10 protein-coding genes and 1 tRNA gene are annotated in these 16261 nt (G+C 46.7%); 3 read left to right on the top strand and 8 right to left on the bottom strand.

What is annotated here, in order from left to right; translation table 11 throughout:
* Nucleotides 1-5 precede the first annotated feature (5 nt).
* Nucleotides 6-1796 (top strand): RagB/SusD family nutrient uptake outer membrane protein, encoded by a 1791-nt coding sequence (locus OL444_RS30935; RefSeq protein WP_264726796.1) that lies wholly within the window; start codon nucleotides 6-8, stop codon nucleotides 1794-1796.
* 105 nt (nucleotides 1797-1901) lie between these two features.
* Complete coding sequence (locus OL444_RS30930; RefSeq protein WP_264726798.1) at nucleotides 1902-4361, top strand: outer membrane protein assembly factor BamB family protein; 2460 nt, start codon at nucleotides 1902-1904, stop codon at nucleotides 4359-4361.
* Between the two features lie 77 nt (nucleotides 4362-4438).
* Here the strand turns inward: OL444_RS30930 and OL444_RS30925 are convergent, their stop codons facing one another.
* The 7 genes from OL444_RS30925 to OL444_RS30895 all read right to left on the bottom strand — a co-directional run bounded on the left by OL444_RS30925 (nucleotide 4439) and on the right by OL444_RS30895 (nucleotide 12806).
* The gene (locus OL444_RS30925) at nucleotides 4439-6805 is read right to left on the bottom strand and encodes a TonB-dependent receptor (RefSeq protein WP_264726800.1); all 2367 of its coding nucleotides are present in this window, start codon (nucleotides 6803-6805) and stop codon (nucleotides 4439-4441) included.
* Nucleotides 6806-7152: 347 nt separating this feature from the next.
* Entirely contained in the window at nucleotides 7153-7578 is a 426-nt protein-coding gene (yiaA, locus tag OL444_RS30920) for an inner membrane protein YiaA (protein ID WP_264726802.1), read from the bottom strand.
* A 94-nt stretch (nucleotides 7579-7672) separates the two neighbouring features.
* Complete coding sequence (locus OL444_RS30915) at nucleotides 7673-8143, bottom strand: group II truncated hemoglobin (RefSeq protein WP_264726803.1); 471 nt, start codon at nucleotides 8141-8143, stop codon at nucleotides 7673-7675.
* Between the two features lie 220 nt (nucleotides 8144-8363).
* Entirely contained in the window at nucleotides 8364-9704 is a 1341-nt protein-coding gene (locus tag OL444_RS30910; protein ID WP_264726805.1) for a toll/interleukin-1 receptor domain-containing protein, read from the bottom strand.
* Nucleotides 9705-9843: 139 nt separating this feature from the next.
* Nucleotides 9844-9915, bottom strand: a tRNA-Met gene (locus OL444_RS30905).
* Between the two features lie 325 nt (nucleotides 9916-10240).
* The gene (locus tag OL444_RS30900; protein WP_307735016.1) at nucleotides 10241-11896 is read right to left on the bottom strand and encodes a family 2A encapsulin nanocompartment cargo protein cysteine desulfurase; all 1656 of its coding nucleotides are present in this window, start codon (nucleotides 11894-11896) and stop codon (nucleotides 10241-10243) included.
* On the bottom strand, nucleotides 11883-12806 hold the full coding sequence (locus OL444_RS30895; protein WP_264726807.1) for a family 2A encapsulin nanocompartment shell protein: 924 nt from the start codon (nucleotides 12804-12806) through the stop codon (nucleotides 11883-11885). The genes OL444_RS30900 and OL444_RS30895 overlap by 14 nt, the downstream gene beginning before the upstream one ends.
* Nucleotides 12807-13063: 257 nt before the next feature.
* Between OL444_RS30895 and OL444_RS30890 the strand changes: the two genes are divergently transcribed.
* A complete protein-coding gene (locus OL444_RS30890; RefSeq protein WP_264726808.1) occupies nucleotides 13064-14179 on the top strand; it encodes a suppressor of fused domain protein in 1116 nt (371 codons plus the stop codon).
* A gap of 5 nt (nucleotides 14180-14184) precedes the next feature.
* Here OL444_RS30890 and OL444_RS30885 read toward each other — a convergent pair whose 3' ends face one another.
* Entirely contained in the window at nucleotides 14185-16209 is a 2025-nt protein-coding gene (locus OL444_RS30885; protein WP_264726810.1) for a hypothetical protein, read from the bottom strand.
* Nucleotides 16210-16261 lie beyond the last annotated feature (52 nt).

Raw genomic sequence — 16261 nt, 5'->3', positions numbered from 1 at the left:
GCAACATGAAACATAAGCGGCTTTTATTATCATTCTTCATATTAGGCTGTACGGCAGCTTCCTGTAACAAGGACTTCCTGCAACGTATGCCGCAGACGGAAATTTCTCCGGATGCTTATTTCAATTCACCGAAAGACCTGGATACCTATATCAACGGATTGTATGATAAACAAGTGGTAGCCAATACCGATGATGGTAGTTCCGATAATATTTCCAGCTATCCCGGCAGTGACCTGGATAAACTGGTACGGAACTCCATTACCCCTGCTACAGCAGGTGGGTGGGATAGCTGGAATCAGCTGCGTAGTATCAACTTTATGCTGGATAACGTATACAAAGCACAGGGTGATCCGTCCGCTATTAATCATTACATTGGTATCGCCCGTTATCTCCGTGCGCGGTTTTATTTCAGAATGCTGGCTACCTATGGTGATGTTCCCTGGTATTCACATGCGTTATCAGATATAGATCCGGATATTTATAAAGCCCGTGATCCCCGTACCCTGATCGCAGATTCTATATTGGCGGATCTGGAATACGCCGTAGCTAACATTAAGCCGGATATGGGTGTCAATGGTACCCGGGTGAATAAATGGGCTGCATTGGCATTAACGTCCCGCTTTTGTTTATTTGAAGGCACTTTCCGTAAATACCATGAAGACCTTAAACTGGGTGGTACTGAAGTGAAATTCCTGAACAGGGCAGCATCAGCCGCTCAGGAAATTATGGATAGCCAGAAGTTCCGTATCTATAGTACCGGAAAAGGTGGAGCAGACTATACCGCGCTGTTTACCAGTCCTTCCCTGGCTGCTAATCCGGAGATTATTTTGTGGCGTGATTATCCACAGAGCCTGGGTAAAGGTAACAATACCCACTCTGTATTGGGTTGGACCTGGTCGCTGAGCCAAAGCCTGGTATACAGCTACCTGATGAAAGATGGTACGCCTTTCAGCGCTGTACCTGGTTATCAGAAAGCGGATTTCGTCACCAGCTTTAAGGACCGCGATCCCCGTTTAGCCGAAACCGTAGCTTTCCCTGGTTTCTCTACCATGCAGAATGATGTGAAATATGTAGCCAAGCCTAACCTGGGTGGCTATGATCAGCTGAAATTCTATCCGCGTGATCCGGCAGCACGTCAGGGTTGGGATGCCAACTATACTGCGTTGCCTATCTATCGTTTTGCAGAAGTACTGCTGAATTATGCGGAAGCTAAAGCAGAACTGGGAACCATTACGCAGACAGATCTCGACAAAACCATCGGAGAACTGCGTCGCCGGGTACAGATGCCGGGCCTGAGCCTGGGTGTAGCATTAGACCCTGTATTGTCTGGTGAATACAACAACATCAAATCTGGTAACAAAGCAATAATCCTGGAAATTCGTCGCGAGAGAAGAGTGGAGATGGCCTGCGAAGGACTACGTCTCAACGATGTCAGCAGATGGAGAGCCGGCGCCCGCCTGGCAGAAAAGCCACAGGGTATGTACGTGCCAGCATTGGGAGCCATAGATATGACAGGAGATAACCAACCGGATTTCGCTATTCTGCCCAGTCCGAATGACTCTTCTGCTATTGCAGGATTACCCGCTGATATAAAAGCTAAAATAACCCGTTATTACCTGAAAGATAATAATGGCAAGGAGAATAACTTCTACCTGGAAAATGGCAACAGCGGACATATCATGTTTACTGCTGATAAGGCCGGCCGTACCTTCCGGGAGCCACAATATTATTATCGCCCGATTCCGCTGGATCAGATTGTACTGAACAAAAACCTGGTACAGCTTTACGGATGGTAGGTTAGTAGTATTACGTAGTACATACGGCGCATTGTACAGCAGACCTCCGTGGATATATTCACCCACTCCTGCTGTACAATGCGTTTTGTTTTTTAAAATTACTGTATGATAAAAAATATCTTTATAACGTTGACGGCTGTACTGTTTTTTAAGACCGGTATGGCGCAGGGATTTTCAGGAAAGGTTTTTATTGATAAAAATGCGAATGGTACCTGCGAAGCAGGAGAAACCGGCCTTTCCGGTGTTCGAGTATCTGATGGATTACAGGTGACTGTCACAGACGCCACCGGTAACTATCACCTGCCGGGACACGTAAAAAACAGATTTATATTTATTACCACACCTGCCGGCTACAAATTCAGCAAGTCATTTTATGCCCGGATTGATAGCAGTATCACTGCCTATAACTTTGGGGTGATACCCGTGAAACAAGGTGCGGTGGCCAAATTTGTGCGCCTCACGGATACAGAAACAGCTTTGTATAATAACTGGGCAACAGAAGCCCGGGATTATGCCCGCAATGAAGGCGCTGATTTCATGATTCACACCGGTGATATCTGTTATGAAAAAGGCTTGCAGTTTCATGCCCAGCAAATTAACACCAGCACCATGGGATTACCGGTATACTATTGTATCGGGAACCACGACCTGGTAAAAGGTCCTTACGGCGAAGCCTTGTATGAATCGCTCTTCGGTCCTGTGTTTTATTCTTTTGAAGCAGGCCCGGCGCATTTCATTGTAACGCCTATGCGTTACGGAGATTACCAGCCCTCCTATACTGTGGAAGACGTATTGCAATGGCTGAAAAATGACCTGGCACATGCTGATCCGGCTAAACCGGTGATTGCATTTAATCACGACTTACTCACCTATGATACCCTGTTTACCATCCGTTCCGGTAAAGACAGCATCAACCTGAATGACCATCGCCTCAAAGCCTGGATCTATGGCCACTGGCATATCAACTTTGCCCGTACCCATGGAAAAAACGGCGTTCGTTCACTTTGTTCTGCACCAGCACCAGATGGTGGTATCGATAATTCTGCGGCCAACTTTGATGTGATCGGTATCGATAAAAACGGTATTTCGTATGTGCAAAGGCGTTATACCTATGTGGATAACCAGCTGGTACAGGTTTCTCCCGCTGCCGGCGGAGTGGCCTTTAACAACAATCAGGTACTGGTGAGTGTAAATGCCTACCAGACAGCTTCCCCCGTGAAATCAGTACGATTTACCTTATTCGATCAGCAGGGCAAACAGGTACAACAACTGCAACTCCAGCCGCGTACGGACTGGAACTGGGCGGCTACGATACCGGTACCAGCTGCTGGTATGCAAAACGTATATACTTCTACGGTAGAAGCTACCCTGGGTACCGGGAAAATACTGTTCCGCCGGGATACTTTCCGGTTGGCAAAAACACCGCTGCCTGCAGTTACAGGCCAGGTATGGCCGGAAGTACTGCAGGATGCCCTGCGTCAGGGAACCGTGGCTAATGCGACTGCTACCGCGCCGTCGCTGCAACTGGCATGGTCTGCCAACATAGGCGGTAATATTTGGAAGTCGTCGCCGGTATGTGCAGAAGGGAAAGTATTTGTAGCGACTATCGACGATGAAGAAAACACCCATTGTGGTATTATGGCCCTGGATGCCGCTACGGGCAAACGTTTATGGCAGGTACCTACCCATAATTCGGTGAAACACAGCATGAGTTATCATAACGGTGTATTGCTGGCTACCGATGCAGAAGGTATTACCTATGCGCTGGAAGCGGCTACCGGTAAAATAAAGTGGCAGCACGCAGGCCCGCAACACTCCCTGCCAGCGTATAACTCCGGTGGCGTGGCCAGAGACGGGATATATTATACCGGCGCTGGCAACTACCTGGAAGCCTTAACAGTAGCCTCCGGACAGGTAAAATGGACGAACCGTGACTGGAGAGGCGGCGAAGGTACGCCGGCAGCGATGTCGTTGAAAGACGGTCTGCTCGTTACTTCTTCCAACTGGAACCACCTGTTCGCACATGATGCCGCTACCGGTAAAGTGTTGTGGAAAAGAGAAGACGGTGGTATCCGTTTCCGCAGTGGTACAGCGGCATTTTATGGTAACCGGTTATATGTGCATGGCATCAACAAACTGCATATCATTGATCCTGCAAACGGGCAAACAGTAGATAGTATTCCCGTGGAAGGTGAGCTGAAAACGATGACGGCGCCGGTGGTAACGGCACAGCATATTATCATTGCTACCGCTTCTCATGGCATGATGGCTTTTGATAAACAAACAAAACAACTGCAGTGGCGCTTTGTGCCGCAGGAAGCCTTGTTCTACACGGCTCCTTATACAGGACCTTCTTCTGCTACGATTGAGTCTACACCGCTGGTGGTGGGTAACAAAATCTATGTGGGGGCGTCCGATGGCTATGTATATGTGATAGATGGAGCCACCGGCAAGGCGTTGTCCCGTTTTAATGTGGGGGCGCCGGTGTTTGCAGAAATGGCTATCTGTAACGGATTGCTGTATGTAGCAGATTTTTCAGGGAATGTGAACGCATTCAAACTGTAAGGTAGTGCTTAAAAGAAAATCGCCTGTAGTTGTCAGCAGACAGCTACAGGCGATTTTCTTTTTAAGGTGACCGGAGATTAGAACTTCACGGCTACGCTGGCACGGAAGTTAGTGCCAGGCTCAGATTGCCAGTAGTAGAAATCACCATATGGTGAACCTGAATAAAGGTATTTATTCAGGATGTTATTCACATTTACAGATACAGCATACTTATTATTCTGCCAGGATACAGCACCATCCAGTCGGAAATAATCAGGTAATGCCAATTGGTTACTGGCTGCCCATGCCCAGGTAGAGCGGTCAGACAGGAACTGATAACCGGCAGCAACGCCAACACCTTTCAGCGCTCCTTTACCCAGCCGGTAAGATAACCAACCGTTGGAGTTATGTTTAGCAAAGCCAGGAACCGGGTTGCCTACATCTTCCGGTTTTTCGGCCCGGGTGATTTTGGATTCCGTAAAGGCATAGTTGAGGGTGAGGTTTAATCCCGGCAGAATTTCACCGCGGATATCTGCTTCAACACCTTTCGTTTCGCTTTGTCCCAATTGCAGCGAGTAGTTCAGTCCAGCTTCACCGTGTGCCTCGGGATCTGTAACCAGCTGATTCTTTCTGCGGATGCGGTAAGCAGATACGGTAGAATTCCAGCGGCCCTGGAACCAATCTCTTTTAATACCGAATTCAATGTTTTCACCTATCAGTGGTTTAGGTGATTTGTTCGGATAAATTCTACCGGCCTGTGGTACAAATGCCTGGTCATATAAAGCATACACCGATGTGTTTTTATCGATGGAAACGCTCAGGCCTATACGCGGTGTAAACTGGGATGCTTTTGCGGTATCAGTTGTATAGTATTGGGCGGCAGTATACCGGCCGGCCAGTGTTAAACGTACGATATCGCGGAACATATGTATTTCATCCTGGATGTAGATACCTTGATAACGTTGATCTTCATTGGAATTAGATACATCTTTAATACGTTCTTTCAGTGGTTTGGAACGGTCGAACGGCGGCATGTCCGGTACGTTACCGTATTCAGGATGGTAGATGTTGAAAGGACCTTTGGTGCCATTCAGGGAGTAAGCCGGGCCGAAGGCTGCGATGTATTGTTTGCGGCCTACGTCGATGCCTGCCAATACCTTATGCTGCAGACTACCGGTTTGGAATTCTCCGTTTACAAATACCTGTCCCATCAGGTTTTTCCCTTTAGCATCCCACAGGCTGGTAGCGCGATACATATCACCGTTGGCTTTCAGGGAATCCGGCCACATAGAGCTACCTGTCTGGGTAAAGTTGAAATAAGCGGTTTGCGCAGTCAGCTTCCATTTGCTGTTAAATTGGTGCTGGAAGGTCAGGAAGGCGCTATGGTCATTGACATGGGTAGGTGGCATGTTTTTCTCCGCTGTGGTGAAATTCCGGGGGAGATCAGCATAACCTTTTGGTGAAAAAACGTAGTTGGCACCGATCATCGCCATTTTGGAATACTGGTAAGTATATTCTGCTGTCAGGCTGGTACGGTCGCTGAATTTGTACATCAGCACCGGTGCGATGGTGTAACGGTTGTTGTAATCAAATGGTCTGTGGGAACCTTTCAGTTGGCCCATCAGGTTGAGGCGGTATAATAATTTACCTTTCTTTTCCAGTTTGCCATCGAGATCAACGGTGGCACGGTATGTATCGAAGCTACCTACTGTAACGGCGGCTTCTCCTTTGGTGATACCGGTAGGTTTTTTGGTTACGACGTTATAGAAGCCGCTAGGCTCTCCGTTGGCCATCATAAAGCCTGCCGGTCCTTTTACGAATTCGATCCGCTCTACCATGCTCATATCTTCCGTGAGCGGGCCCCATGGCATCTGCACGTTCATACCGTTCCGGAAGGCTGCGATCTGAGAGCCACGCATATTAATATAAGCGTAGTTGTCCCAGTGTTCCAGTTTGGTGGCGCCGCTGACGTTGCGGGTAACACCTTCCAGCATATCAAAGATCTGTTGGTCAGCGAGCAGTTTGTTGGTTACTACCTGGATGTTCTGGGGTGTTTCCAGCAGGGGAGTGGTGAGTCGCAGAGATGGAGATACTGCACTAACCTGATACCTTTTTTGTTTGGAGGAAACCACAATTTCCTTCAGCTGCGCATCAGAAGCGTCGAGCCGGATATTGGCCTGGCTGGTTTGGCCGGCAGTTACCTGTACTTCCTGTTGAGCAGTGCGGTAGCCTACCAGTGAAACCAACAGTATATAATTACCTGGATTTACTTTATTGAATTCATATTGTCCTTTGTCGTTGCTGACAGTGCCTTTGTTACGGCTTTTGAGTTGTATGGACACGCCGGGAGCAGCGATGCCATCAGAAGTGGTAATAGTTCCACTGATGATTCCCTGGCCTGTTTGTGCCATTGCTTGACTGGCAAGAACCAGGCTGCAAATAATGATGGCGTAGATGTGTTTCATGAAAATGATAAAATTTGCCGGATCCCTGAATGAGATACTCTTTTCGGTTTAAATGATGCGATTACCCTTGTTGGAAGGCGGTGCAAAGCTATTGTAGGTACAGGTGGGAGCATGATCGATTCGGGAAAAGAATTTATGAATATGGGAAGAATGGCTTCCAGTAAGGATTTTGGGATGCGGTAGGCGCGTAGGGGTAAATGTGGAAAACCGGGGAGTGGGGTGGAAACGGGAATTATATATTAAAAATAATGCATTATACAGCTGGCAGCAGATATATACCGGTATGATAACCGGCAGTATATAGCCCGGTTTGTATAATGCATTATTGTTTTACGAAGTTATGGGCATTAGAATTTGTCCTGTGTTTCTGTAGTGGTGGTGGTATTTTTGGCGGCCTGCGCATCGCGGGTATTTTTTTGTACCGTGATCGCACCAAATACGCTCAGCAAGAAGGCAAAGGCATAAAATCCTTTTTCACTTGGCAGCAGGGTAGCATTCCATAAACCGATGGTCAGCAACAGGATGGTCAGCAGCATGGATACCCAGCTCAAACCGTAGTAGATGTCTGTTACCGGAACACCTTCGAGTTTATCCCGTACACATTTCTGTACGGATACGGCGGAAAACAAGCCATACATCAGGATGGTGAAGTAATATCCTTTTTCATTCAGCTGCATTGTCGCATTCCATAGACCGATGATGAATCCTAACATCCCTGCAAACAAGGCCACCCAGGAGGCGGCAACAAAGGCAATTGATGGTTTTTGTTTCATTTGAGTGACTAAAGTTTTATGAAAGGTTGAGTGACAGACTGCGTAAACTTACCTAGTTAGGCAGCAGGTCTGCCGTAATAATACTATTTATTCTTTATTTCTGATAGGGGCCGCCTGTTTCTCCCCATCCCCACACCGGCATAGGTTCCTGTTCACTGACCGGATTTTCAGTAGTATTGGAGTTGATAACGGCCAGCCGGCTACCCCATTCGAGATACCCTACGAGTGCGGAACGGAACTCCGGATCATCTGCCAGCCCGGTTTCATCCGCGCTTTCCAGCAGTAACTTAATCCATTGTTTACGTTGTACTTCGGTGAGTGATTTGCCTACATGATGGGCCACCATGTGGGCATGGCTTCCCTGATCCTGGGTGGTATACAGTTTTGGGCCACCAAAAACTTCTGCGATAAAGTGCGCTACATGCTGGCTGTGTGCTGCGCTCATGTTTTTGAAAACGGGCATCAGTATTTCATCTTTCCCTACTTTCTCATAGAATATAGTAGTCAGCCGCTCGAATACTGATTGTCCTCCCGCCCATTCATACAGTGTGGGAATAGTGTGCATACAATCTGGTTTGTAATAAAAGTGTGACGTGAAAAGACCTTCGTTTATTTAAATGTAAATGTTTTAATGGATGACAGGAAAAAAACTAGTTGGATAGATAGGGTAGGTTCGGAGAGATCTCTAACCATATTAACTTCGATTTTAGAGTGCTAATGAATGATATTGGCACAATAAAAAATCAAAACAATCGAATAAATAGAACAGGAGGTCTGCCCATGAACTATAATTCTTTCCATAATTCTAGAAAGTGCCCAGTTGCATTGGAGTCAATGAACTTTAGCATTAGCGCAAATGGCGGCTGCTGATTGTATATTTCCTTCTGAGCAATCTTTATTACTTCAATGATCCCTTGTTTTATGTCAGAGGTATACCTAAAATTATGAATTCTGGATTTAAGCAAAGCTGACTTGAATGATCCATTGGGCATTGGTCCCACCCAATCATCTCCGTAAAAAAGTGTATCTCCAAATATTTTACGAATATTGGGCGGCAACCAGGAAGAATCGTCGCTTAGAAGCCAGATTAATGCGTTAAATTGGCTATGCCCAGGGCGATGATAATTACCATAATTAGTAGAGAAGTAGTATGACGTAATGTCCCTATAATTATAATTTCCCCAAGATGGGTGCCTTAGGGCGACGAGATCTCCACAAGCAATTTTTTCTTCGTAACTAAATGCTTTTCTCCAACCGCTATAAGCCACTTTTGTTCGTGAGCTCATAATCTTATCAAGAACATCTTCGAATCCACTATCAAATCCTGGAATGGTTAATTGTGGTGCATATAATGCCAATAAATGAGGATATGTTCTGACATATTCTTTTAATCTTGGCCAGCGTTCTATGAAGTGATGTACTTCCTCTGGTGAGGTTAGAACTGTTATTCTGGATATACTAGCATCAGTTGACCAATTTCTCTGCAATACCGCCGACGCTAAATTCATTCCGTATTCTTCGGGTGTTTCAGGTGTTAAATAAGGAAGAGGAAAAATCCAAAAAACATATGGACTATCTAATGACAAATCTTTATTAGGAATCCGAAGGAATTTTTCATAATTAATTACATCCGACCACCAATCATCGTAAATCGCAGGCGTTTTTACCGAATAAGATATTAATTCTTTACGCGCAATATCAAGTGGTAGATGTTCATGATATCTGATTTTCTCGAATAATTGCTGTGCAACTTTTTCAACCCCATTGCTAGCTGATATCGCAAACTTGTCAGCTAGAGGCAGACTATGTTTCGCTACATCCGTAACATCAATATCTAACCATATTGGTAAGATTATGTTTGCATCTTCCAACATTTCACGAAAGGTGATCCCTTGTAGTTCTCTCTTAGCCCAAGGTTTTTGGAAGAAATTTGCACTTAATACTACAATACAGAATCGACATTGACTCAGGCCATAATCAATTTTTGAACATAAGCTATCGCCAATGGCTATCGAAAATTCATCATACCAAACTTTAACTTTCTTTGCTTTTAACTCGTGAGCTAGTGGGCGTACAAAACTTTCTTTATCCTCACTAGCATGACAGATAAAAACATCATATTGCATAATACATGTTGTATTAGGATCAAATACTAACTGTAGGAAACTAACAATTTAAATTGTTAATTCTTAATTCTCAGGGTAATCGCATGCTACTAATTTAAAACAAAAAAGGCTTAGATTATTCATCTAAGCCTTTTTTCTGTAGCGAGGAGCGGATTCGAACCACTGACCTTCGGGTTATGAGCCCGACGAGCTACCTCTGCTCTACCTCGCAATGTGGTTGCAAATGTAGACAATTAATTTAAACTACAAAATTTAACATAAAAATTTTTTGCCCGGAATGCTTGTACTGACGGGCCTTTTGCGGGATGGAGGTATGTGGATAAAAAAGTGAAATATGTTGTAATGCTTTGCTGTCAGGGGTTTTGAGGGATGTGTATAACTGCTGTCTTAGTACGGGAAACGAACAGTAAAATAATTTTATTTTTTTGAGAAACAAGACAGCAATCACGCATTGTTTAGCAAAAACAGGATGTAAAAGCTGTATGCTGCTGTTGTACAATGCGTGATGCTGCATGTTTCATCGGTGATACTTTACTTTATATTTTACTTCTTCTTAATCGCAGTAATGCTTCTACCAATGTATCCACATCGCTGCAACTATTATAAAATGCCAGCGACGGACGTACCGTACTTTCTACCCCAAACCTGCGCAGGATGGGCTGTGCGCAGTGGTGTCCGGATCGTACGGCTATGCCTTCCTGATTGAGTGCAGCACCTACCTGTTCTGTGGTGAAGTCTTTAAAAATAAAAGACAACACACTGGTTTTATCCGGTGCAGTACCAATCAAACGCAGTCCTGGTATATCTTTCAGTAATTGTGTAGCATACTGTAGCAGGTAATGTTCATACTGGTGAATAAGATCTATTCCAATATGATTAACATAATCTATCGCAGCACCGAGTCCAACGGCGTCGGCTATATTACCGGTACCGGCTTCAAACCGGCCGGGAGCCGCATGATACTGGGTGTGTTCAAAAGTAACATCCTTGATCATGTTACCACCACCTTGCCAGGGTTGGGTTTCGTTGAGCAATGCTTCTTTACCATAGAGTACACCGATGCCGGTAGGTCCGAAAACCTTGTGGCCGGAAAATACATACCAGTCGCAATCGAGGTACTGTACGTCTGCCCGCAGGTGGGATACCGCCTGCGCACCATCCACTAATACTTTGGCGCCGGCCTGATGAGCCATCTCCACCATTTTCTTAGCGGGAGTTACCGTACCCAGTGCATTGGAAACCTGGGTAAAGGATACCAGTTTGGTTTTGGGGCCCAGCAACCGGGCATATTCATCCAACAGGATCTGGCCATCGTCATCCACGGGGATTACTTTGATCACCAATCCTTTTCTGGCGGCCAGTTGCTGCCAGGGAACGATGTTAGCGTGGTGTTCCAGGTGGCTGAGTATAATTTCATCCCCAGCCTGCAGGTATTGCTCACCCCAGCTTTGCGCTACGAGGTTGATGGCTTCCGTTGCACCTCTTACAAAAACAATTTCATTCACAGAGGCAGCATGCAGGAAATGTTTTACTTTTTCCCGCGCACCTTCGTAGGCGTCTGTGGCGCGTGCAGCCAGTTCATGTGCCGCTCTGTGTATGTTGGAATTTTCATGTTTATAAAAATAGCTGATCCGGTCTATTACATGTTGCGGCTTTTGGGTGGTAGCGGCATTGTCCAGCCATATCAGCCGACGTCCGTTTACCTGTTGCTGCAAAATGGGAAAGTCTGCCCTGATCTGGTTAATATCCAGCGGTGGTACACCAGATGCAGGGGCCGCAACTGTTTGTCCCGGGAGGAAATAATACGTCATTTCCTGTACGGGCAGCTGGGAAGAAAAATGAGGTGACCGGATAGCAGCTAAAGCCCGCTGCAGCTCCTGTTCGAAAGAAGCATTCAATGCAACGGGATGTTCGAATTGCCGGATGGCAGCCGGTGATATGCCGCTGCCAGCTACGGATACGGGAATACCCGGTTCGCCGGAAAAATGAGGATCCGGTAAACTGGTCGGGGCGTGGGTATAATCGGCTACGCTGCCCTGCTGTAAAAGCGGGTCCTGTGAAAGAACAGGAGAGGTGTAGTCTGATGGTAATACCCCTTGCTCCGGCTGTAAAGTATGAAAGAACTGGTTGGCCAGTTTCTCCAGTACAGCAATATCCGGTAATCCATCCGGTTGAAAATTATTTGTACTCATGATATTTACCTATTTCTACATCATCAAGAACCGCGATAGCATCGTCTACGAGTACCGCAAGAGAACAATAGAGAGAAACCAGGTAAGATGCAATGGCCTGGTGGTTGATACCCATAAAACGAACGGATAAACCAGGAGACTGTTCGCCCGGAAGATTAGGCTGGTAAAGACCTACTACTCCCTGTCTGCTTTCGCCGGTACGCAGTAAGATGATCTTGGACTTGCCGTTTTCAATAGGCACTTTATCGGAAGGAATTAATGGAATACCGCGCCAGGTAAGAAACTGAGAGCCAAACAGGGATACTGTTGGAGGAGGTACGCCTCTGCGGGTACATTCACGGCCAAAAGCGGCGATGGCTAAAGGATGCAGCAAAAAGAAACCAGGTTCTTTCCACACCCTGGTGATCAGCTCATCCAGGTCATCCGGTGTAGGTGCGCCGGTACGGGTTTTAATACGCTGAGTCGGGGCGATGCTATGCAACAGGCCATATTCCTTGTTGTTGATCAGCTCACTCTCCTGGCGTTCTTTAATAATTTCAATGGTCAGCCGCAGCTGTTCGCTGATCTGATTGTACGGTTTGCTGTAAAGGTCAGATACGCGGGTATGTACGTCCAGTACTGTATTTACAGCACTCAGGTTATACTCCCTGGCGTTTTCCTCATAGTCAACAAAGGTTTGAGGCAGTACGCGTTCGTCACGGCCGGAGCAATCTACAGTAACGTTACTTTCGTCCTTTACTTTGTTAAGGCGATAAACCCCTGACTCTACGGGTATCCAGCTCATTAAACGGGTGAGCCAGCGAGGGGAAATAGAGGACATCTGTGGCGCCGTACGGGTGGCAATGGCTAATTGTCTGGCGGCTACATCACCAAGTGCTGTCTGGTGTTTTTGTTTACTTACTTCTGACATGTGGAGGAAAAGGGTTTTGAATTAATTGATTAAATCAAATAATGGTCCATCAGAAGAATGTATGGTGGGTCATTCTTCGCCGATCGGTTGGAATTAATTATCGGAGTAAATTAAAACTTTTTAATTAGAAATAAAAAGCTTTGGCATCTCATGATGAAAGGATCACAAAAATATAAAGTTTTGACGTACCTGCCGCTTATATCTTAATTTTGAAAGGTTTTAATAAAATTTTGAAAGGTTTTAATGAAATTATAAAGATGTCAGATCCGGAAATATTGATAGAACAGGCCAATAACCGTGGTACCTTTTATGCAGCAGTAGAGCAGGATGAGCGGGCTGCTTACTTTTATCTGTACCCGAACGAAGTATTAAGCAGTAAATATTCACCACGCCCGTGCTGGCTGAGAAACCTGCAGCCGGCGCCGGAAACCCGCGATGTGGCTGCCATGAAAGAAGGCATGGCCCCCATGCTGGAAGTGCAGTTTTGTAATCATCCGCAAGGGAAAGAACCCCTGCAACGGGAACGGCTATCCATTGTATGGCTGCCGGAAGGCGACAGTGCAGCGGTATTGTATGACGGCGAAGTATTGGGCGCTATTCCCAGCTGGGAATTATATACCGGCGAAAAAGCCGGCAGCTATGCGGCTGACTGTATCGACGCCAGCGAACATAGCATGACGTTCCCACTGGGTACACCGGAGACCAACCAGTTGTATGGCCGCGTGAAGGCAGCCATGGCTTTCTGGGAAGACTGGAGCGATGACACCTCACAGGCATGGGGTGTACTGCAGGAGCAGTTCATTACAGCCTATGAAGCACAATGGGGAAAGGTGGTGAAATATTTTGCCATTGATGGCGACCAATGGCCGCCGATGGGCCTCGGATGGTTCGAACAAAACGATGTAGTATACCTGGCCACCATGGGGGTAAGCATCCGCCCAATGCCAATGGTGGAACTGATTTATATGGAGGAGGCACCAGGCTTCCGCCGTATGGAACTGGCCATGGCACTGAGCCGGAAGGATTTTTCCGATGCGGAAATCATGGAGCTGGCAGCCATCATCTCCGGCCTGGCAGACAAGCCCTGGAAGCAGCTCACCTGGTTGGGTGAAGGGCATACAGTGGCGGCAGCCGAATTACCGGCGCCTTTCGAAAGCGTTGTACTATCTACTGCATTATACAATGGGGCTGCTTTACAGTTGCCGCTGGCATACAGTGATAAGGTGAATCTGTTCTGGCTATCGCCGATAACCCAATTGGAACGGGAGTTTGCTCATCATAAACCCAACGGTGGATATGACCTGCTGGAAAAAATGATCGATGGGCAAATCAACCACGTGGTAACAAAGCGGAATGCTTTGACTTTCGAATAATACGATTATTCTGTTTCACCAGTATAGAACAACGCAGGATATTGTGCCTGCAACTTACCGGCAGCAGCGGGTTTCAGCAAAATATAGTTATGCTGACCGCTGCTGTCTGTTTTATATAAGCTGTCGCCATCCGGCAACCGGTATAGCCGGTAAGGAATCTGCTGGGCAGCGAAGGCCTGGTTTATGACAGTTGTTAGTTCCGGCGTGTCGAACAGGGCGGCTTCGGTAACCGCGCTTAAGTGGTGATGTTGTTGATTAAAATGAAAACCACTGCTGCCATCTTCGGCGATGGTCAGCTTGCTGAAAACCGCTTTCTTTCCCGGCATCAGCCGCTGTAATGCCGCTGATACCGCATACGTCATTTCCTGGAGGGAATGTGCCGTGGAAATATAGCCAGGCGAAAAAACCAGTACCTCTCCGTATGCCCGGGTGTTTTGTTCCCGTATAATACTGGTCAGCCGGGTATTATTGGTATGGGGAATCACCTGGTATTGCCGACAGCGTTGTACAAATGTATCGGTCTGCAGGCGGGTAAGCCGGTTTTCCGGCCGGAAATAATCATCTGGAAATACGCAGTAGTCATAGTCTCCCGGACTACCATTATAACAAGCGTTCAGGCGTCCCAGTAAGTAGTACGATGCCAGCAGCTGCGATTGCTTTTCTGTTAGCAACGCCAGCCAGGCAGTATCCGCTTCCTGTTTTTCATAACCGGTAAAAAGATACGTGTCGATATAAAAAAAGCGCCGCTTGTCTTGCCGGTCTTCCAGATAATGATTCAGGAACTGAAAGTTCTGCGGCCTTATCCACGATTCAAATTCTTTTTCATCTATCACTTCACGGTATGTCTGCTTATCTAGTTGCAGCGTAACATATAACAGTTTGGCCGATCTGCTCATGGCCAGCGACGCTTCATAGGGGTATAATCCATTAGCATCCGGGGCTATTTTATGTACCCGGACATCCGTCAGGTTGATGGGGAACAGCTGCTGCGATATTTTGTGTACCGTACGGCTAAACACGGCTGCAATCGCAGCGGTATCAATTTGTCCGTATTGCTGGCGGGGTCTTACATCATATGGCAGGATATCCGTTTGCGCATACATAGGTACCGCCACTGTTTTGCAGTAAGGGAAAATGTCGTTGGCCGTCAGCAGGGTGTAAGGCTGATACCGGGCGATGATTTGTTGTTGTACTGATGTGTGGAATAAGCCTGCTGCCCGCAGGCTATCCAGCAACTGCAACTGTTGCTGTTTAAGATATGGGTATTTGCTGAGGTAAGTAATCCGTTTGCCTACCTGTTCCAGAAAACCAGCATGACTAAGGGAACCATAAATGTTTTGGCCATTGCTGTAATGATGGAATAGTGCACTGTCTGCTGCCGGCAATACCCCGGCTTGCTGAAAAACGTGTAACCATTGCCGATAGGGAGCATATGCCTGTACTCTGGCAGCCTGCAGTGCCCGGGTATCCGTATCCGGAGAAACGTCGAAGGTGAGGCTGCTGTCTGCCCATACAGGTGCCATAGCGGCGCCAAAGTAAGTGCCGAATCTTTTTACCAGTAAAGCTTTGGTGGTATCATAGGAAAGATCGGATGCATAGTTGTACCGGTAGAAATTCATGATATGCCATAAAAAATCATACAGGTCGCGGTGGCAGGGGAACTGATGAAACAAAAAGCGTTCTTCCGCCAATGCCGCAGCGTTATCCCAGGGATAGCGGTTCAGTGCTGAAATAGAGTCCAGTACCGTTTGGGAAATATTGGTTTGCCCCGGTAAAAAATCCAGGAAAGAGGTACCTGCCACATATACGGCATGCCTGATGTTGGCCAGGTCGTTCCGGTTTAATCCATCATATACCTGGAGGGGTTCACCTTGTGCAAAGCGAATTAGTTCCTCCCGGCCAAATGGAGTTAATAGCTGCTGATCAGTGAGTGAGCCGGCGATCTGTTGTACCTCAGCAGGAGAAAGTTGCTGGGCTGCTGTGATAATACGATAGGCGACCAAACAAAGCGTGAGCAGAAATTGTTTCATAGTATGATTGTTCATCTGTTGAATGAAGATAGAAAATTTGCGGATAGCAGGA

Origin of the sequence: Chitinophaga nivalis, from assembly GCF_025989125.1 — a bacterium.
Taxonomy (GTDB): Bacteria; Bacteroidota; Bacteroidia; order Chitinophagales; family Chitinophagaceae; genus Chitinophaga; species Chitinophaga nivalis.
The sequence above is the reverse complement of the archived record's forward strand: the minus strand, read 5'-3'. Positions and strand labels throughout refer to the sequence as shown.